Origin of the sequence: Variovorax atrisoli 110B (genome assembly GCF_000382045.1) — a bacterium.
Taxonomy (GTDB): Bacteria; Pseudomonadota; Gammaproteobacteria; order Burkholderiales; family Burkholderiaceae_C; genus Variovorax; species Variovorax atrisoli.
In genome coordinates this window covers 25,250-45,278 of record NZ_KB907463.1, presented here as the reverse complement: position 1 = coordinate 45,278, position 20,029 = coordinate 25,250, and the positions used below count along the sequence as shown (strand labels likewise).

14 protein-coding genes are annotated in these 20,029 nt (G+C 68.6%); 8 read left to right on the top strand and 6 right to left on the bottom strand.

The window, feature by feature from the left end; genetic code table 11:
- Positions 1-15: 15 nt before the first annotated feature.
- From G369_RS0128785 to G369_RS0128775, 3 genes are all read right to left on the bottom strand, one after another.
- Entirely contained in the window at positions 16-3,234 is a 3,219-nt protein-coding gene (locus G369_RS0128785; protein WP_019657533.1) for a bifunctional cytochrome P450/NADPH--P450 reductase, read from the bottom strand.
- A 139-nt stretch (positions 3,235-3,373) separates the two neighbouring features.
- Positions 3,374-4,630, bottom strand: coding sequence for a branched-chain amino acid ABC transporter substrate-binding protein (locus G369_RS0128780; RefSeq protein WP_019657532.1), 1,257 nt, complete (start codon positions 4,628-4,630; stop codon positions 3,374-3,376).
- Between the two features lie 27 nt (positions 4,631-4,657).
- Entirely contained in the window at positions 4,658-5,353 is a 696-nt protein-coding gene (locus tag G369_RS0128775) for a TetR/AcrR family transcriptional regulator (protein ID WP_019657531.1), read from the bottom strand.
- An 85-nt stretch (positions 5,354-5,438) separates the two neighbouring features.
- On the opposite strand from G369_RS0128775, the gene G369_RS0128770 reads away from it, so the two are divergent.
- From G369_RS0128770 to G369_RS0128755, 4 genes are all read left to right on the top strand, one after another.
- Positions 5,439-7,052: an AMP-binding protein gene (locus G369_RS0128770; RefSeq protein ID WP_019657530.1), complete on the top strand. Its 1,614-nt coding sequence runs from the start codon at positions 5,439-5,441 to the stop codon at positions 7,050-7,052.
- A 13-nt stretch (positions 7,053-7,065) separates the two neighbouring features.
- Positions 7,066-10,362, top strand: coding sequence for a carboxyl transferase domain-containing protein (locus G369_RS0128765; RefSeq protein WP_026346726.1), 3,297 nt, complete (start codon positions 7,066-7,068; stop codon positions 10,360-10,362).
- Between the two features lie 65 nt (positions 10,363-10,427).
- On the top strand, positions 10,428-11,747 hold the full coding sequence (locus G369_RS0128760) for an SGNH/GDSL hydrolase family protein (RefSeq protein ID WP_208604412.1): 1,320 nt from the start codon (positions 10,428-10,430) through the stop codon (positions 11,745-11,747).
- Positions 11,748-11,910: 163 nt separating this feature from the next.
- On the top strand, positions 11,911-12,285 hold the full coding sequence (locus G369_RS0128755) for a YXWGXW repeat-containing protein (protein ID WP_019657527.1): 375 nt from the start codon (positions 11,911-11,913) through the stop codon (positions 12,283-12,285).
- 53 nt (positions 12,286-12,338) lie between these two features.
- Here the strand turns inward: G369_RS0128755 and G369_RS0128750 are convergent, their stop codons facing one another.
- The 3 genes from G369_RS0128750 to purU all read right to left on the bottom strand — a co-directional run bounded on the left by G369_RS0128750 (position 12,339) and on the right by purU (position 15,281).
- Entirely contained in the window at positions 12,339-13,634 is a 1,296-nt protein-coding gene (locus G369_RS0128750; RefSeq protein WP_038116195.1) for a S1 family peptidase, read from the bottom strand.
- 10 nt (positions 13,635-13,644) lie between these two features.
- On the bottom strand, positions 13,645-14,352 hold the full coding sequence (locus tag G369_RS0128745) for a DUF2846 domain-containing protein (RefSeq protein ID WP_019657525.1): 708 nt from the start codon (positions 14,350-14,352) through the stop codon (positions 13,645-13,647).
- Positions 14,353-14,423: 71 nt separating this feature from the next.
- On the bottom strand, positions 14,424-15,281 hold the full coding sequence (gene purU / locus G369_RS0128740) for a formyltetrahydrofolate deformylase (RefSeq protein WP_019657524.1): 858 nt from the start codon (positions 15,279-15,281) through the stop codon (positions 14,424-14,426).
- Between the two features lie 228 nt (positions 15,282-15,509).
- Here purU and aptA point away from each other — a divergent pair, with 228 nt between their 5' ends.
- The 4 genes from aptA to G369_RS36535 all read left to right on the top strand — a co-directional run bounded on the left by aptA (position 15,510) and on the right by G369_RS36535 (position 19,985).
- On the top strand, positions 15,510-16,844 hold the full coding sequence (gene aptA, locus G369_RS0128735) for an omega-aminotransferase AptA (protein WP_019657523.1): 1,335 nt from the start codon (positions 15,510-15,512) through the stop codon (positions 16,842-16,844).
- Between the two features lie 141 nt (positions 16,845-16,985).
- Positions 16,986-17,564: a methylated-DNA--[protein]-cysteine S-methyltransferase gene (locus G369_RS0128730; RefSeq protein ID WP_020723337.1), complete on the top strand. Its 579-nt coding sequence runs from the start codon at positions 16,986-16,988 to the stop codon at positions 17,562-17,564.
- 455 nt (positions 17,565-18,019) lie between these two features.
- Positions 18,020-18,538 carry a hypothetical protein gene (locus G369_RS0128720; RefSeq protein WP_063827435.1) on the top strand — a complete coding sequence of 173 codons (519 nt, stop codon included), beginning with the start codon at positions 18,020-18,022 and terminating at the stop codon, positions 18,536-18,538.
- 13 nt (positions 18,539-18,551) lie between these two features.
- Positions 18,552-19,985: a CsgG/HfaB family protein gene (locus tag G369_RS36535; protein WP_080647932.1), complete on the top strand. Its 1,434-nt coding sequence runs from the start codon at positions 18,552-18,554 to the stop codon at positions 19,983-19,985.
- Positions 19,986-20,029: the final 44 nt, after the last annotated feature.

The following is a 20,029-nucleotide window of genomic DNA, read 5'->3' as shown; positions in this document are numbered from 1 at the left end:
GCTTCCGCTGCCGCTTCAGCTTCCCGCCCACACGTCCAGCACGTAGCGCTGGTCCGCGATCATCCTGTCCATCCACGCAGCGCTGTCGTGCCCGTGCTCGCGCGCGAGGTCGCTGAGCGTGCGACGCACGTCCGGCTCCATGCGCGAGCCGTCGCCGCAGACATAGACCACCGCGCCGGCCTCCAGCAGCTTCCACACGTGGGCAGCCTGCTCGCGGATCAGGTCCTGCACGTAGACCTTGCGCTCGCCGGCGCGCGAGAAGGCGGTGTGCAGCTTCATCAGGCCGCGATGCGCCCAGGCCTCGAGTTCGTCGGCGTAGATGAAGTCCTGCTCGGGATGGCGGCAGCCGAAGAAGAGCAGCGCTTCGCCGAGGGCGGTGCCCGCCTCGGCCTGCGCGGCGCGTTCCTGCAGGAAGCCGCGGAACGGCGCGAGGCCGGTGCCGGGGCCCACCATGATGATGGGCCGGCTTGCATCCTCCGGCAGCCTGAAGCCCTCGGCCGTGGTCTCGCGCACCACGCCGTGCACCGTGTCGCCGGCCTCGGCGCGCGCCAGGAAGTTCGAGCACACGCCCTCGAAGGTGCCGATGCCCGACTTCGCAGGCCCGCTCACCACGCCCACTGTCACGCTGCAGCGGCCCGGCGTCATGGCGGGGGAGGACGAGATCGAGTAGTAGCGAGGCGACAGCGGCGACAGCATCTCGAGAAACACCGCGAACGGCACCTGGCAGGCGCGGTGCTCCTCCAGCAGGTCGAGCAGCGACTTGCGCTTGTGCAGCACCTCGGCCTTGTACTTCGCCTGCGAGGCGTCGTCGCTGCCCGAGAGGGCCTCCAGCTTGGGTTTCGTGAACGGGCACTCGGTGTACGCCGCCAGCGTGGCGATCTGCTTGCGCGTGGCCACATCCTGCAGCTCGACGTAGTCGCCCAGCAGCCGGTCGACCGCGACCACCTGTTCCACCGGCAGCGATGCCTTGCGGCCCGCGGCCGCGTGCAGGCGCACGTGGGCCGTGCGGTCGAAGCCGAAGCGCGCCATCGCGCGTTCGACCTGTGCCGGGCCGTTGCGCGGCACCACGCTCAGGTGGTCTCCGGCGCGGTAGACCAGGCCCTCGGGCAGCATCAGTTCGACGTGACGCGTGGAGCGTCCGGCTTCAGCGTTGCCGCCGCGTTGCAGCTCGCGGTTCTCGATCACCCGCAGCGCCACCGCGCCCAGCGCATCGACGATCGCGTTCTTCTGCGGCGGCGGCAGCTCCTCCAGCGTGTAGAGCGGCTCGCCCTGCGCTGGGGTGTCGGCGCCCGTCTGGATGCCGAAGGCCTTCGAGAGCGCGGGCCACAGCGCATCGCTCCAGTCCTGGAAGGCGCCGTCCATGTCCTCGCGCGCATCGCCCTCGCCGCGCGAATGCACGCGATCGGCGCCCAGTGCTTCCAGCCGCTCGTCGATGCGGCGCGGCACGGCCTGGTAGGTGGAGGCCCAGTCGGTGTTGCCGCAGCCGAAGACGCTGAAGCGCACGCCGTTGAGCGAGTCGTCGGCCTTGTCGAGCCAGCGGTGGAACTCGGCCGCGTTGTCGGGGGCCGCGCCGTTGTACGAGGCACAGACGATGGCGATCGCGCCGCTGGCCGGCAGCCGCTCGGCATAGTCGTCGAGCGAGGCCAGTTGCGTGGAGAAGCCGCGCATCTCGCCGGCCTCCGCGAGCTGCCGCGCGAGGTCCTCGGCGGTGCCGAGGTTGGAGCCCTGAAGCACCAGCAGCGAGGTGCCGTGGCGCGCCGCCTGCGGCTTGCGCTCGGCGGCCTTCGCGGGCTGCACCGGCGCCGCGGCTGCATCGCTCATGTTGCCGCGCGGGCGCGTGGCCGGGTCGCGCAGCAGCGCCTTGATCCTGAAGCCCTCGGGCTTGATCGTGAGCGCTTCCTTGATCTTCAGCTTGTAGCCCGTGTGGTCCACCAGGTTGAAGCGCTGCAGGATCATGCCCAGCGTGAGCACCGCCTCCTGCAGCGCGAACTGCCGCCCGATGCAGGCGCGCTGCCCGTTGCCGAAAGGCTTGAAGGCGTTCACCGGACGCTCGCGCTCGGCTTCGCGGCTGAAGTGCTCGGGGTTGAACTCGTCCGCGTCCTCGCCCCAGATGCCCTTGTCACGATGCAGCGCCAGCGCATGCATGATGACCATGTTGTTCTTCTTGATCGTGTACTGGCCGCCGATCTTCGTCTCTTCCTTGGCGCGCATCGAGATCGCAGGCGCGGTGGGGTAGAGGCGCAGCGACTCCTTCAGCACCTGCATCACGTACTGCAGGCGGTTGACCTGCGCATAGGTGGGCTTCTGCGTGGTGTCGGGGCCGAACACGTTGTCGACCTCGGCCTGCGCCTTGGCCATGGCCTCGGGGTTCTGCAGCAGGAAGTAGATGGCGAAGGACAGCAGCCCGCTGGTGGTCTCGTGCCCCGCGATGAGGAATTCGATGCACTCGTCGCGGATCATCTTGTCGGTGAGCTTCTCGCCGCTCTTCTTGTCCACGCCCGCGATCATGTAGCTCAGCAGGTCGGGCTTGGTGGCGATGTCGGCCCCGCTCGCGCGCCGCTCCTCGATGATGTCCTCCACCATCTTGTGCATGTAGCGGATGTCCTTGCGCTGCTGCGCGAGCTCCTTCTTCAGCATCAGCTCCTCCAGCGGCAGGCCGCGGCGGTTCTGCACCGTCTCCAGTGTGCGCACCATCGCGTCGACGAAGGGATGGAAGCCCTCGCGGTAGAAGGAGTTGAAGCGGTAGCCAAAGCCGCACAGGCCGATGGTGTCGAGCGTGAGCGCGGTCATGTCGCGCACCACGTCCACCTCCTCGTCGAAGTTCAGGCGCTCCCACTTGGTGACCAGCTGCCCGGCGATGTCCAGCATCATCGGGTGGTAGGCCTGCATCGCGCGCTGGCTGAAGTTGGCCAGCAGGATGTTGTGCGGCTTCGACCAGGTCTCCTCGTGCGTGTCGGAAGTGAAGAGGCCATGGGAAGCGGCGCGCAGCCGGCGCAGGGCGCCGCGCGTGCTCTTGTCGAAGCGCTCCTCCTCGCACAGCTCGTCCACCAGCGCGGGAGACGACACCACGATCACCGGCATGCCCGGCATGTCCAGCCAGTAGATGCCGCCCAGGTCCTGCGCGATCTTCCACATGTCGAGCACGGGGGAGTCGGAGCCGATGGACAGCAGGTTGCCGACGAAGGGCTTCTTCGCCGGATGCGGGATCGGGTGGAGCGAGTTTTTGCCTGCCATGGTCTTGTTGTGCCTTTGGAATGGACCCGCCTCTGATATCCGGGCTTCGAAGCCGGAGTATCCCGACGGCACAGGCGGCAGGCAGGACGGGGTTTCCCTTACAAACCTCCGCCCTCTTCAGCAGTCGTGAAGAAATCGCTCAGGGCCGGACCATCTTGCATTCCGTGCCCTGCGCGAGCTCGTTGCCGGTATAGACCGCATCGGTGCGGAAGCCGTAGTTGGTGCCTTCCCAGCCGGTCTTCACGGTCTTGCCGTCCACCGGCACGATGGTGTTGACCACCTGCGGCAGCAGCAGCTGGTGGTCTTCGGCGCGCATGCGCACCGGGCCGACCACCGAGTCGAAGTTCAGGTCTTCGAGGGCATGCGCGACCTTCACCGTGTCGGTGGAGCCGGCCTTGTTGATGGCCGCGGCCAGCAGGCGCGGCGTCATGTCGATGCGCGGCGCGAGGAAGTCCTTGCCCGTCTTGGCCTTGTATGCCTTGGCCAGTGCGTCCACCTTGGGCGTATCGGCCTCGCCCGGGTGCCATTCGGCCACCCAGGTCAGCTGGCCGAGCCTGGCCTGCGACACGGCCGTGACCGTGCCCGGCACCGAGCCCGCGCTGTGGTTGAAGTAGCGCAGGTCGTAGCCCGCGTCGCCCGCCGCCTTCAGCAGCAGCGTCATGTCCTGGCCCCAGTTGCCGGTGATGACCGAGTCGGCGCCGCTTTGCTTCACATTGGCGATGTAGGGTGCGAAGTCCTTCACCCGGCCGATGGGGTGCAGCGTTTCGCCCACGAACTGGATGTCGGGCCGAGCCAGGCCCACCAGCTGGCGGCCGTAGCTGGCCCATTGCTTGCCGTGTGCGTAGTCCTGGTTGAGCAGGTACACCTTCTTCACGTCGGGCGTCTTCTTGATGTAGTTGGCCAGCGCCTTCATCTTCATCGCGGTGTTGGCCTCGGTCTGGAAGTGCCAGAAGCTGCAGGCCTTGCCCGTCATCTCGGGATCGATGGAGGAGTGGTTCAGCACGATCAGCTCCTTGCCCGGGTTGCGCTGGTTCCAGCGCGTCACCGACTGCACCAGCGCCGTGACCACCGAGGACCCCGAGCCGCCGGTCACGATGGCCTTCGCGCCCTGGTCGATGGCCGCCTGCAGCGCACTCTGGCTCTCCTGGGCCGAGAGCTTGCTGTCGAACTGCAGCAGCTGCAGCTTCGTGCCGCCGAGCACGCCGCCCTTCGCGTTGATGTCCTCGATGGCGTACTGCGTGTGCATCAGCATCAGCTCGCCGACGTTGGCGAACGGGCCCGAGAGCGGGTCGATGTAGGCGATCTTGTAGGTTGCCTGCTGGGCATGCGATGCGCCGGCCGCGGCCAGCAGGCAGGCGAGGGCGATCCGCGCCAGTGGCGCTTTCCTGAACTTCATGGTGCTTTGTCTCCGGAGGTGTTGTCTTCAGTTCTTCGTTCGCAGCCCGATCACGCGGCTTGCCAGCCTGGTGAGCTCGGCCACGACCTCGTCGGGCGAGAGGCGCCCGCCCGGGCGATACCAGCTGTAGAGGAAGCCCGGCAGGCTGCAGGCCGCGAGCGCGGTGATCTTTGTCTCGGTGAAGTCGAGGTCGCCGTCGGCGCGCGCCTCCTCGAGCAGCGGGCACAGCCGCTCGTAGAAGTGATGCGCGAGCTTCTTCTGCGCGGCGATGTACTCGGGCCGGTGCACCTGCGGCTCGCGGTACGGGAAGAAGGCCACCGGGTGGTGCGAGATGGTCGCGCGGATCAGCCGCTCCAGGCCTTCGAGCACCTTCTCGCTCGCGCGGCGCGGGTCGGTGGCCGCGAAGTCGAGCGCGGTGAAGCAGTCGACCGCGGGGCGCCACGACAGCGTCTCGAAGATCTCCTGCTTGTCGCGGAAGTAGTAATACACGAAGGGCTTGGTCATGCCCAGCTCGCGCACGATCTGCGCCATGGTGGTGTTGGCGTAGCCCTGTGCCGCGAAGAGCTGCGCGGCCGCCTGCAGGATGCGCTCGCGCTGCAGGTCGGTGCCCTGCGTGGCCGCGCGCTGCCGGCCCGTGCCCTGCGGAAGGTGCGGCTGCGCCGTGACGCTGCTCTGGTCTGCAGAGCCAGAGGGTTTTTGCCGTGTCGCGGAAGTTATACCCATGGGTAGGATTGTTCGTGCACCATGCACCATTGGCAAGCGCCAGCCCCTCGCGGGCTGCTATCGATAACCCTGAGAAAGTGACGCCATGGAGACATTGCCCGACCGCCCGCAGCAGCCCCTGCACGAGTACCTGCGCACCCACGCGCGAGAGCGCGGCGACAGCCCCGCCTGCTTCTGGTACGGCCACACCACGAGCTGGAGCGCGCTCGACCGCGCCAGCGACGCCTTCGCCGCGCGGCTGCAGGCGCTGGGGGTGAAGAAGGGCGAGCCGGTGGTGCTCTTCCTCAACAACTGCCCGCAGTACCTGGTGGCGCACTTCGGCATCCAGAAGATCGGCGCCATCGTCTGCCCGAGCGGGCCGCTCAACAAGGAGCACGAGCTGGCCTACCAGGTCAACGACCTGAAGGCACGTGTGATCGTCGCGGCCGCGCCGCTGCTGCCGGTGGTGCGCAAGGTGCAGCCCGGAAGTTCGCTGGAGCACGTGTTCGTGGTGCACTACGCCGACCTGCTGCCGGCCGAACCCACGCTCGACCTGCCGGCGGAGCTGGCCGCCGAACGCAAGACGGAACGCAGCGTGCCCGAAGGCTGCGAAGACTTCCTCGCCGTGATGCGCGCCGACGCGAAACCGCAGCCGGTGGCCATCGACATGGACGACGTGGCGCTCATGACCTACACATCGGGCACCACCGGCCTGCCCAAGGGGGCGATGCTGAGCTACGGCAACGCGCTCTTCAAGACGCGCGCGGCAGCCGACTGCAACGGCGTGGGGCCCGCCGACGTGCTGCTGTCCATCGCGCCGCTCTATCACATCGCCGGCATGCTGATGGGCGTCAACGTGCCGGTGCTCAGCGGTGCCGCCTCGGTGCTGCTGCACCGATTCGACCCGCGTGCCGCGCTGCAGGCCATCGCGGCGTACAAGGTGAGCTGGTGGTACAGCATCGCGCCGATGAACGTGGCCTGCATGCAGGTGCCGGACATCGCCGGCTTCGACCTGCGCAGCCTGAAGATGAACCCGGTGACCAGCTTCGGCATCGCCTTCACCGAGCCACTGGCGCTGCAGTGGCGCTCGCATGCGCCCAACTGCACTTCCTTCGAGGCCGCCTACGGCCTGAGCGAGACCCACACCTGCGACACCTACACGCCGCACCATGCGCCGCGCTGGGGCACGCAGGGCGTCGCGGTGCCGGGCGTGAAGATCCGCATCGTCGATGCGGACATGCAGGCCGACCTGCCTGCGGGCGAGGTCGGCGAGATCGTGCTCACCAGCCCCGGCACCTTCAAGGGCTACTGGAACAAGCCCGAGGCCACCGCCGCCACGCTGCGCAACGGCTGGGTGCACACGGGCGACATGGGCAGGATCGACGCCGACGGCTACCTCACCTTCATCGGCCGCTTCAAGGAGATGATCAAGGTCTCGGGCTACAGCGTGTTCCCCGAGGAGGTCGAGACCATCCTCATCAAGCATCCGGCGGTGGCGCAGGCGGCGGTGATCGGCCAGCCCGACGCGGAGAAGGGCGAGGTGGTGAAGGCCTTCATCGTGCGCAAGCCCGGCGCCGCGCTCGAAGCCGATGCGCTCGTCGCCTGGGCGCGCGACAACATGGCGAGCTACAAGGCGCCGCGCGCGGTGAGCTTCATCGACGCGCTGCCCACCACCGGTGCGGGCAAGGTGCTGCGCCGCCTGCTCAAAGACAAAAGCTGAGAGGTTCCGTTTGCTGTTCTCCAAAGTTCTGATTGCCAACCGCGGCGAGATCGCGGTGCGCCTGGTGCGTGCGCTGCGCGACCTGGGCATCGCAAGCGTGGCGGTGCATGCGCGCGACGATGCCGCCGCACTGCATGCTCAGCTGGCCGATACCGCGGTGGCGCTCGATGCCACCGGCCCTTCCGCATACCTCGATGCCGCCGCGCTGATCGAGGTGGCGAAGGCGCAGGGCTGCGATGCGGTGCATCCCGGCTACGGCTTCCTCAGCGAGCGCGCCGATTTCGCGCAGGCCTGCGCGGATGCGGGCCTGGTCTTCATCGGCCCCACGCCCGAGCAGCTCGGCCTGTTCGGCGACAAGGCACGCGCGCGCGAACTCGCCACGCAATGCGACGTGCCGGTGATGCCCGGCAGCGCCGGCGCCGTGACGCTCGCGCAGGCGCAGGCCTTCTTCTCCGACCACCAGGCGCAGGGCGCGGGCGTGATGGTCAAGGCCATCGGCGGCGGCGGCGGGCGCGGCATGCGCGCGGTGCTGAACGCGCAGGAGCTGCCCGAGGCGCATGCGCGCTGCATGTCCGAGGCGAAGGCGGCGTTCGGCATCGAGGGGGTGTACGTCGAGCGGCTGATGCTGAACGCGAGGCACATCGAGGTGCAGGTGATCGGCGACGGCAAGTCCGTGGCCAGCCTCGGCGAGCGCGAATGCACGCTGCAGCGGCGCTTCCAGAAGCTGGTGGAGATCGCGCCCAGTCCCTCGCTGCCCGAGGCCTTGCGCGCGCAGGTCACGCAGGCCGCGCTGCGCATGGCCAAGGCGGTGGGCTACCGCGGCCTCGGCACCTTCGAGTTCCTGGTCGACGCGGCATCGGCGACGCTGCCCTTCGTGTTCATCGAAGCCAATCCGCGCCTGCAGGTCGAGCACACCGTGACGGAGGCGGTGACGGGGCTGGACCTGGTGCAGCTGCAGATCGCCGTGGCCGCTGGCCAGCTGCTCGGCGAACTCGGCGTGGAGGCAGATCGCACGGCGCCGCAGCGCGGCTTCGCGGTGCAGTGGCGCATCAACGCCGAGACGCTCGACGCGCAGGGCAATGCGCGGCCCTCGGGCGGCACGCTCGCGCGCTTCGACCTGCCGGCGGGCCCCGGCGTGCGCGTGGACACGCACGGCTACGCGGGCCTCGCGCCTTCGCCGCACTACGACACGCTGCTGGCCAAGCTCATCGTGCATTCGCCCTCGCCGCGCTTCGAGGACGCGCTGCGCCGCTCGCTGCGCGCGCTCGACGAATGCCACATCGAGGGCATCGCCACCAACCTGCTGCTGCTGCGCGCCATCGCTGCGCGGCCCGAGTTCGCCGCGCAGGCGGTGCACACGCGCTTCGTGGAGGCGCACCTGGGCGATCTGCTCGCCGCTGCCTCGGCCTTCGAGAAGCAGGTGCGAAAGACCGCGGCTGCGTCCGCGGAGCCGCTGCCCGTTGCCGCCGACGACGGATCGGACGAATTGACCGTCAAGGCCCCGATGCCCGCGCGCCTCGTGCAGTTCGAGGTCGAGGTGGGCGACGTGCTGCCGGTGGGCGCGCAGCTCGGCGTGCTCGAGGCGATGAAGATGGAGCACCTGCTGCACGCGCCCGTGGCCGGCCGCGTGGTGGCATTGCTGGCGGCGCCCGGCGACTATCTCGTCGAAGGGCAGTCGCTGGTGAAGCTCGAGGCCGTCGATGCGCAGGCCGTGCAGGCGGAAGCCCGCGCGGAGCAGGACCTGGACACTATCCGCCCCGACCTTCGGAAGGTGATCGACCGCCATGCCTACACGCTCGACGCCAACCGCAAGGCGGCCGTCGACAAGCGCCATGCGCAGGGCGGGCGCACCGCGCGCGAGAACATCGCGGACCTGTGCGACACCGCGTCCGACCCAGCCAACTTCATCGAGTACGGCGCGCTCGCCATCGCCGCGCAGACGCGCCGCCGCACGCTGGAAGACCTCATCGCCAACACGCCCGCAGACGGCATGGTCACCGGGCTGGGCAGCGTCAACGCGAAGCAGTTCGGGCCCGAGGCTTCGCGCTGCGCGGTGCTGGCCTACGACTACACCGTGCTGGCCGGCACGCAGGGCATGCGCAACCACCACAAGACCGACCGGCTGCTGGCGGTGGCGCATCAGCTGAAGCTGCCGGTGGTGCTGTTCGCCGAAGGCGGCGGCGGACGGCCTGGCGACACCGACATGCCCATCGTGGCCGGCCTCAACAACCACACCTTCAGCCAGTTCGCGGCGCTGTCGGGCAAGGTGCCCGTGGTGGGCATCGTGCATGGGCGCTGCTTTGCGGGCAATGCGGCGCTGCTGGGCTGCGCCGACGTGATCATCGCCACCAGGGGCAGCAACATCGGCATGAGCGGCCCCGCGATGATCGAGGGCGGCGGGCTCGGCACCTTCGCGCCGGAGCAGATCGGGCCGAGCGGCGTGCAGTCGCGCAACGGCGTGATCGACATCCTCGTGGAGGACGAGGCCGCCGCGGTGGCCGCGGCGAAGCAGTACCTCTCGTACTTCCAGGGCGCGACCTCCGACTGGCAGTGCGCCGACCCGCGCACGCTGCGTCATGTGGTGCCCGAGAACCGGCTGCGCGTGTACGACGTGCGCGCCGCGATGCGCGGCGTGGCCGACACCGGCTCGCTGCTCGAACTGCGCGCGGGCTTCGGCGCGGGCATCGTCACCGCGCTCGCGCGCATCGAGGGCAGGCCGGTCGGGCTGATGGCCAACAACCCGCATCACCTGGGCGGCGCGATCGACGTGGAGGCGGCCGACAAGTCCGCGCGCTTCATGCAGCTGTGCAACGCGCACGGCCTGCCAATTGTTTCGTTGTGCGACACGCCGGGCTTCATGGTCGGGCCCGAGATCGAGGCGCAGGCGCAGGTGCGCCACGTGTGCCGCATGTTCATGGTGGCCTCGCACCTGCGCGTGCCATTCTTCGCGGTGGTGCTGCGCAAGGGCTATGGCCTCGGTGCGCAGGCGATGACGGCGGGCGGCTTCGATGCGCCGGTCTTCACCGTGGCATGGCCCACGGGCGAGTTCGGGGCGATGGGCCTCGAAGGCGCCGTGCGGCTGGGTTTCCGCAAGGAGCTGGCCGCCGCATCCGAGGGCGCCGAGCGCGATGCGCTCTTCAAGAAGCTGGTGGCGCAGCAGTACGAGAACGGCGAGGCCATCCACATGGCGCAGACGCTGGAGATCGACGCGGTGATCGACCCGGCCGATACGCGCACCTGGCTGGTGCGTGGGCTGTCGTCGGCCACGAAGGCGCAAGGGCCGGCGGTTGCGTACGTAGACACCTGGTAACCGGGCTTTAGACCTCGTCACGCGCGGGGGAACAGTGGCTCCGTACACTGGGCCGCTTTGCGCGCATGAATCTGGTCTCCCGATGGGCAGCCCGCCTCCGCGACGTGGCCGTCGCGCACTGGGTGGCTGCCTTCCTCCTTGCCCTGCTTGCCGTCGGCGTCCAGGCCGTCACGCCCGACGGGCGTCCGCGCCAGCCTGCGGAGGCGCATTGGGTCGCGAGCTGGGCCGTGGCGCCTCTCGACTTCGCCGAGCTTGCCATGAGCCCGGGCGGCGCCAAGTACTCGTCTCCGGCGGGCAATGATCTGCGCGGGCGCACGCTCCGCCAGAAGGTGGAACTGTCGCTCGACGGCGAGCGTGTTCGCATCCGTTTCTCCAACCGCTTCGGCAAGGCGCCGCTGCGCATCGCCGCCGCGAGCGCGGCGCGTGGCACCGGCGCCGAAGCCTTCTCGCCGGCCACCCTGCGCGAGCTGCGCTTCGGCGGGCGGACCAGCGTCACCATCGCGCCAGGCGCCGAGGTGTGGAGCGACGGCGTCGATCTCGCGGTGCAGGCGGGCCAGACCGTGATCGTGAGCGCCTTCTTCGATCGCGGCGCGCCCTTCGCCACCGTCGCCCTGCAGGAGCCGGGCACGACATGGATGGCGCCCGGCAACGTAGTGAAGGCGGCGAAGCTGCAGGACCCCGTGCCGCTATCGTTCAACCAGATCGTGACGGGGCTGGACGTGCTCACGACCAAGTCGATCCGCACCGTCGTGGCCTTCGGCGACTCGATCACCGCGGGCGGCGCGGAGGCCACGCTGGGTTCGTATCCCGACATGCTCGCCACCCGCCTGCGCGACACCCAGCCCGGCGGGCAGGACGTCGCGGTGCTCAACCTGGGCATCGGCGGCAACCGCCTGCTGGCCGATGGCATCGGGCCCAGCGGGCTCTCGCGCTTCGAGCTCGACGTGCTCAAGCAGAGCGGCGTGACGCACGCGATCATCCTGCTGGGCACCAACGACATCGGCCGCGCGATGTTCGCCAAGGTGCCGGGCGCAGAGCTGAAGCCGCGCGACATGCCGACGGCCGAGCGCATCACCGAGGGGCTGCAGCAGCTCGTGAAGCAGGCGCGGGCCAAGGGCGTGAAGGTGCTGATCGGCACCGTGCCGCCCTTCAGGAACACGCCCTACTGGAGCGAATCGAGCGAGGCCATGCGCGAGGCCGTCAACCGCTGGATTCGCGGCAAGCAGGACATCGACGGCGTGATCGACTTCGATGCCGCGCTGCGCGACCCGGCCGATCCGCAGGCGCTGAACCCGCTGTTCGATTCGGGCGACCACCTGCATCCCAACAAGGCCGGCCATGCGGCCATGGCCTCGGTCATCGACCTGCACGAGCTGCAGGAATGAGCTTTCAACGGTTCTTGCGCACGAGTGAGTGAGCGCTAGCAAGAGCCGAAAAGGCCCCAAACGCGCGTCACAGCTTTACACAAGACTTCGCGCGCGGCTTACAGGAGGTTCACAACGGCTCGGCAGCATGAAGGCTCCTCCAACAACTCATGAGGAGTCCTTCATGAAAAAACTCGCATTGGCTCTTTCCGTCGGCGCTGCATCGCTTCTCTCGGTGGGCGCACTGACCGTTCCGACGGCTGCGCAGGCACAACCGGTGGTCACCATCCAGGTGCCTCCGCCCCCGCCGCGCTATGAACGCGTTCCGCCGCCGCGCCGCGGCTACGTGTGGGCGCCGGGGCACTACGAGTGGCGCGGCGGCCGCCATGTGTGGATCCGCGGCGGCTGGGTCCGCGCCCGCCCGGGCTACGCCTACCGTCCGCCGGAGTGGCGCCAGGACGGCGGCCGCTGGGTCTACAACGCAGGCCGCTGGGACCGTGACGGCGATGGCGTGCCGAACCGCTACGACCGCCGGCCGAACAATCCGTATCGCAACTGACGCCACCGGCGCGCGGGGCTGCCTTGCGAGGCAGCCCCGCCGCATCAAGCTCCCTAGCGGATGCTGACCAGCTCGAGGGTTTCGCGTACCTGGAAGGCGACGCTCCCCGCGCCACCCCGTGTCTCGGCCTCGAAGCGCACTACTCGCCTCAGTTCTGGCGAGAACCAGACGTTCGCCACGTAGCGGCCGTACTGGTTTCCGAACACGGAGCCCGCGTTCGGGAAGCGCTGCGTGTACCCCCTGTACTCGATGCGTACGACCTTGAATTCCCTGCCCCCGACGGTCAGCGCGGTGTCCTCCATCACTGTCGCATTCAGGTCCATGTTGGAACGCGAGCCGCCCAGCGTGGAGCTGTAGCGGGCTCTCCAGGCGGCTTCTTCCTTGAGGTTCTCCTTGGTCCAGCCGCCCGGGGGCATGACCGAATCGAATTCGCCTGCGATGGCCGACGTGACGCTGACGACTTCGCCGCTCGGCTTTTCCACCCAGCCACCGTTGTTGAAGCTGATCTGCTCGTCGGTCGATGGGTCGATCCTGTAGACCACCTTGCGGTAGGTGTTGGTGAGGCGGTCGTGCAGCTGATATTCGATGACGCTTGGCCGGCCCGCCATTGCAGTTGCCTGGCTGGCGACAGTGGCCGCAGTGCCGGAGTTGCCTGAGGCTGTGGCTGGCAGGGACGCCAGCCGCTCGATCGCCCGCTTGCCGCGCTCTGGCAGCTGCGCAATCCAGGACGCCGGCATGGCGAGGTTCGCGACTGCCGTGCCGGCTGCCGAGGCCGGCAGCAAGCCCACGAGGCGGCCTTGTGCGTCGAAGACCCCCGCGCCGCCAAGCCCTGACTCGGCTGCCGCGGTCAACTGCAGGGCTTCGAGTTCGCCCGCTGCGTTCCGGCGGATGCCGCCCAGCATGCCGATGCCCAGCGTCAGTTCCCTGCCTCGGGGGGCGCCGATCACGTACAGCGGCATGCCAACCTGCAGTGCATTCGCCGGTGCCACTTCGGCGACGGCAGCGGGCAGGTTCGCAATGCGCAGCTGGCACAGATCGCGCTCCACATCGGGCAGCGCCAGCGCTGCACCGTAGCTCACGTTGTCGCGCTTCAGCGTCACCGAGCCGGCCTTCGCGAGCAACTGGCAGCTGGTGACCGCGGTGCCCGCGCCGGTGGCGACCGCGCTGCCGGTGGCGAGCACCTTGCCTTGTGCGTCGCTGGCCTGCACCACCCAGACGCTGGGCGAGACGCGGGCGAAGAGTGCATCGGGCGGGAGCGCTGCGCCGCTGCGCGAATCCTGTGCGTGTGCCGTCAGGATGGGCAGCGCGATGGCGAGCGCTGCAAGCGCGGGGGAGGACAGGTATTTCATCGCGCGCATCTCAGCGGTTGGCCTGCAGGAGCAACCGCAGATCGTTCAAGGAGGTCTTGGCAAAGGGCGTGGCTTCGGGCGGTGCCGGAGCAGGGGGGCGAGCGGCGGGCGATGGCGCTGGCGCGGCTGCCGCTGGCGGTGGGGCGGATGCAAGAGGCGCGGCGGCCACAGTTGCTGCGGGGGACACGGGCTTGCTCACTGCCGCGGGGGATGGGGGCGTTGAGGCCGCCGCATTGCCTGCGGACGGCACGGAGGTCGAAGCCTTGGCCGTCCGGGCGGAAGCAAAGGCATCGTCATAGGCCAGGGACTGAAGTTCCTTTCGGCCCTCGGCCTCGGAAACACGTTGGAACTCCGGTCGTCCGACGAGCAGGCCCATGCTGATGCTCATCAAGACATAGGCTGTCTGCTTCGGCCGCAGCACGACGTCGATCGTGCCTTCGGCTTCGGTCCGGGCACTGGCCCGATAGGTACCGGCCGGCCGGTCGATGTAGAAGAAGCTGTTGGGTCGCGACGTGCCCACCACCTGGCCGTTGACCGCGACATCGGGCTGGATTGCCGCACCCAGGATGGAGTTGCGATAGAAGTAGATCCGCCCTTCGTTCTCGCCCAGCGACGGCATGCTGCCCGCCATCTCCGAGAACCGGGGCCCGCTGGCCGAGCACCCGAACAGGCCGGCCGCAAGCACGGCCAGCAACACCCTACCGATCCAACGTCCCATCGCGCCTTCTCCTCTTTTTCTGGCGCGAGGATGCTACACCCGCCTGACGGCGGGTCTTCCCGGATGGAAGTTCAGCGGAACACCACCGTCCGGTGCCCGTTCAGCAGCACGCGGTGTTCGCTGTGCCACTTCACCGCGCGGGCCAGCACCTGGCTCTCGGTGTCGCGGCCGCGGGCCGTGAGGTCCTCCACCGTGTCGGTGTGGTCCGCGCGGGCCACGTCCTGCTCGATGATCGGGCCTTCGTCGAGGTCGGCCGTCACGTAGTGGGCGGTCGCGCCGATCAGCTTCACGCCGCGGTCGTGGGCCTGGTAGTAGGGCTTGGCGCCCTTGAAGCTGGGAAGGAACGAGTGATGGATGTTGATCGCGCGGCCCGAGAGGTTGCGGCACAGGTTGTCGCTCAGGATCTGCATGTAGCGCGCGAGCACCACGAGCTCGGCACCCTCGGCCTCGATGATCTCCAGCTGCTTCGCCTCGGCCTGCGCCTTGGTCGCAGCCGTCACCGGGATGTGGTGGAAGGGCACGTTGTAGCTGGCGGCCAGCTGGTAGAAGTCGCGGTGGTTCGAGATGATGGCGCGCACGTCGATGGCCAGCAGCCCGCTCTTCCAGCGGAACAGCAGGTCGTTGAGGCAGTGGCCTTCCTTGCTCACCATGATCACCGTCTTCATCGGCTCGGCGGCCGCGTGCAGCTGCAGCGTCATGCCGAAGCCCGTGGCGAAGGCCTTGAGCTCCTCGCGCAGCACGCTCTCGCTGTGCGCGCCGCAGGCGAAGCGCACGCGCATGAAGAACAGGCCCGTGTCGTGGTCGTTGTACTGGGCCGCCTCCTCGATGTTGGCCCCCCGCTCGAGCAGGAAGCCCGAGACGGCGTGCACGATGCCCGTGCGGTCGGGGCAGTAGAGGTTCAGGATGTAGGCGGGCGTATTCGTTGTCATATCAGTTCGGTTGCTCGATCACTCCGCAGGCGGCCACGCTGCCTGCATCGGTCTTCTTTCCAGGGATGCCGCATGTCCGGCTTGGCCGGGCCGCGCTCCCGTTGAGGGGACTGTCGGCCGCATGGGGTCGGCAAGCCTGGGGTTATCCGGATCCAGGGGTGGGATTGTCGCAGGGGTGCCAGAATCGCGATTTTCCCCTCCCAGATCCCCCAACCGCAGGAGCGAGACATGGCCTACCAGGACTTCAACATGGACAACCAGTGGTTGCCCTTCACCCCCAACCGTCATTTCCGCAAGGACCCGCGCGTGTTCGTCGCGGCCGACGGCATGGAGTTCACCACCCACGATGGCCGCAAGGTGATCGACGGCATCTCGTCGCTGTGGTGCGTGGGCGCGGGCCACAACCGCAAGCCGATCAACGAGGCGATCAAGAAGCAGCTCGACACGCTCGACTACGCCACCGCCTTCCAGGTGAGCAACGACCGCGCCTTCAAGGCGGCCGAGATGATCGCCTCGCTCGCCCCCGGCGACCTCAACAAGGTGCTGTTCTGCAACTCGGGCTCCGAAGCCGCCGATACCTCGATGAAGGTGGCGCTGGCCTACCACCGCGCGCGCGGCGAGGGCCACCGCAACGTGTTCATCGGCCGCGAGAAGGGATACCACGGCGTGGGCTTCGGCGGCATGTCGGTAGGCGGCATCCCGGGCAACCGCAAGGTGTTCGGCTCGGCCTTCCTGCCGCGGGTGGACCACATGCGCTTCATCCACGACCCGGTGAACCACGCCTACATCCACAACGAGGAGCCGGTGTGGGCCGAAGACCCGCTGGTCGAGCTCGAGACGCGCATCCTGCCGCTGCACGACCCGAGCAACGTGGCCGCGATCATCGTGGAGCCGGTGGCGGGCTCGGCCGGCTGGTACCTCCCGCCCAAGGGCTACCTCAAGCGCCTGCGCGAGATCTGCGACAAGCACGGCATCCTGCTGATCTTCGACGAGGTCATCACCGGCTTCGGCCGCATGGGCACCAACTTCGCGTCCGACTACTTCGGCGTGGTGCCCGACATGCTGAACTTCGCCAAGTGCGTGACCAACGGCGTCATCCCGCTGGGCGGCGTGATCTGCCGCGACAAGCTCTACGACGCGATGATGAAGACCGACGCACCCGAGCACGTGGTCGAGTTCTTCCACGGCTACACCTACTCGGGCCACCCCGTGGCATGCGCCGCGGCCATCGCCACGCTCGATCTGTTCAAGCAGGAGAACCTCTTCGCGCGCGCCGGCGAAATGGGCAAGGTGCTGGGTGACGCATTCCACGGCACGCTCAAGGGCCTGCCCAACGTCATCAGCATCCGCAGCCTCGGCCTCGCCGCGGCGGTGGAGCTCGCGCCCATCGCGGGCACGCCGGGCAAGCGCGCCTACGAGATCTTCCTCGACTGCTTCCACAAGGGCGCGCTGGTGCGTCCCGCGGGCGACGTGCTGGTGATCGCGCCGCCGTACATCGTCGAGAAGTCGCACATCGACACGCTGGTGAACACGCTGGCCGACTCGATCAAGGCGCACGCCTGAACGAACGCTGAAAGGCCTCGCGGCGGAAGCCGCAGATCGATGTCCGGATACGGCCGGTGAAGGCGGCGGGGAACGCGCAGCATGTGGATGTTCGCGGCCCCACCGCCTTTGTCTTTGCCTTTGCTTTTGAAGGACACGATCATGCTGAAGCTGCAACTCAGCCGCCTGGCCTCGCCGCTGGGCGAGCTTCTTCTCGTCACCGACGACACCGGCGCGATCCATGCGCTGGACTTCGCGGACCATCGCGCCCGCCTGCACCGTCTCCTGCGCCAGCTGCACGAAGACCCGATCGAGCTGGCCGAAGGCATCGTCGCGCCGCATGCGGTGGCCGATGCCCTGCGCCGCTACTTCGAAGGCGACCTCGCCGCCATCGACGCGCTGCCCGTTGCCACGCTCGGCGATGCACTGCAGCGCAAGGTGTGGGCCGCGCTGCGCCGCATTCCGGCGGGCCGCACCACCAGCTATGGCGAGCTCGCGAGACATCTGGGCTTCGACGATCCGCGCGCGGCCATCGACATCGGCGCGGCCAACGGATCGAACCCCGTCAGCATCGTCGTGCCGTGCCATCGCGTGATCGGCAGGAACGGCCAGCTCAAGGGCTACGCGGGCGGGGTCCTGCGCAAGCAGCGCCTGCTGGAGCATGAAGGCGCGCTGCCGGCGGCCGAGGCGCGCGTCGACGAAAAGGCCGGGTGGCCGGAAACGATGCAGCTGTCTTTCTGAATCCTTCGACTGCCTGATCGAGTGCGCAAGATTGCAAGAAGTATTTCTGCTGCTTTGACAAAAGCGCGCGATTGCATCACGCTGCGCCCCCATTCCAAGACCGGGGGACGAGGATGTCGAAAAACATCGAACGCTGGATGGACAGGCCGTTGCCCACGACCGGGGAGGTCGTGCTGATGACGGTGGTTCTCGGTTCGGTCAGCGTCTGGCTGCTGCTCTGGTTCGGCGACTAGCCAGCCCGTGCCGCGTGAATGAGCGCGCCGTCGTGCGCGCTGCCTGCCTGCGTGTTCCGCGGCGATCGCACGGCCTTTCCCTTCTTCGTTATTTCTACCGGTTCGCGGGATGCCGCCTACCGGTTCCAGGGATACCGGCCACGGCAGCCGGTCCCTAGCATCCCTTCGCGAAACGCAGCACCCGTGAATCCAGCGGGGGCGTTTTCGAGAAAAGGGATCGTCATGCAACGCGTATTTCTTTGGGCACTGCTGTGCGTGCCTCTGGCTGCGCACGCCAACAACGTCGGCGAGAACGCCGCATGGCAATTCCAGACCAGCACCGACAAGGTCAACCAGGCCGCGATCCAGGACATGATCCGCAAGCAGAAGAGCGGCTACTACTCGGCACCGGTCTACAACACGAACAACTACATCGGCCGCCAGTACAACTGCAACGTCTCGGCCAGCTCCACCGGCAACGACGGCAACAACAGCACGGTCGCGAATTCGCCGAGCACGGCAGGCGCCACATCGAACGCATCGGGCAACGACAGCCGCACCGCGGTAGGCACGCTGGGCGGTGCGACGGTGGGCACCTCGCAGGCCAATTCGGGCGCGGTCGCATCGGGCATCGTCGGCGGCACCAGCTCGCAGGTGCAGGGCGCGGCCAACCAGGCGCTGAACTCGGCGCAGGGCAACACCGGTGCGCAGACCGCGAGCGTGGGCGGCAGCTCGGCCTGCGCCTTCGGCGTGCTCAACTGAGCGGGAGCGAGTCATGCAGCATCGCATCCGCCGCGCATTCGTTCTTGCAGCAGCCGTCGCCACGCTGGCGCTCGCGGGCTGCGTCTCCGCGCCGCAGCAGCGCTTCGCACCGAACGAGGCTCCGGTGGTGCTCGGGCCCTCGGTGCGCGACAACGTCACGCCGATGGAGGCGGTGCTCGCCTGCTACGCCGACCACATCGCCGCCACGCGGCGCCCGCCGGTGATCATCGGCGTGGGCGACGTGAAGGACTACACCGGCAAGTACAGCATCAACGAAGGCAACGCCATCACGCAGGGTGGCGCGCTGATGGTGTATTCGGCGCTCGGCAAGCTCGGCGGCGCGGTGAGCATCGCCGAGCGCTTCGACCCGGTGATCGCAGAGCGCGAGCTCGCGTACGCCGACCGGCGCCAGCTCGGCGACGGCCGCACGCACCAGCTCGGCGGACCCAACGGCGGGCAGAACGTGCCGTGGCTGCCGTACTTCGGCGGCACCATCAACAAGTCCGACTACTTCATCGTGGGCGGCATCACCGAGCTCAACTACAACATCAACTCCGGCGGCGCGGAGTTCGGCGTGAACCAGGTGGGCGTGAAGGCGCGCACCTTCAGCCAGTCGGTGAGCATCGACCTGCGCATCGTCGACACCAAGTCGCTGATGGTGGTGCGCACCGTGAGCCTCACCAAGCAGTTCAACGGCTACGAAGTGGGGCTGAACGTGTTCCGCTTCTTCGGCAGCAAGCTGTACGACGTCGACATCGGCGCCAAGGGGCAGGAGCCCGTGCAGATGGGTGTGCGCGCCGCATTGGAAGAGGGCGTGGTGCGCCTCATGGCCGCCGTCACGCAGGTCGACCACCGGCCCTGCATGACGATGCGCCCCGGAGGCGGCGAGCCCATTCCGCTCACGCCCGCGGCAGAGCTGCGCAAGGTCGACAACCCGGGCGATGCCGCGACGGGCGGCGCGGCCGTCACCTCGCCGGTGGCGCAGGGCAGCGTGGCGGTCAATGCCGGCGGTGCGGGCGGTGCGGGCGGTGCGCGCCTCACGGGCACGGCGACGCAGGTGCCCTTCGACTTCGGCGCGACCACGCTGGGCGGCAGCTCGCTCGCGCTCATCGACCAGATCGCCGGCGCTGCCAAGAAGGGCACGACCGACATCGTGCTGGTGGCGCGCGACACCGAGAACTGGGACGCCCGCAAGCGCGACGAGCTCACCGACCAGCGCATCGCGGCCGTCACCTCGGCGCTGGCCAATCGCGGCGTGGCGCCCGGCGCGATCAGCATCACCTGGCGGCCCGACGCGGCCGACACCTCGATCCACCGCGACGGCCCGGGCCTGCAGGAGATCGCCAAGCTGCGCATCGGCAGCCCGGTCGTCGGCGGCGCAGCGCCTTCGTCCCCTTCAGCTTCTTCCGCTTCTTCTTCTGCCGACGGCGCCGTCAAGGGCGACTGACCGGCTCCCGGCGCGATCCACGCATCGCGCATCCACCCGTTTTC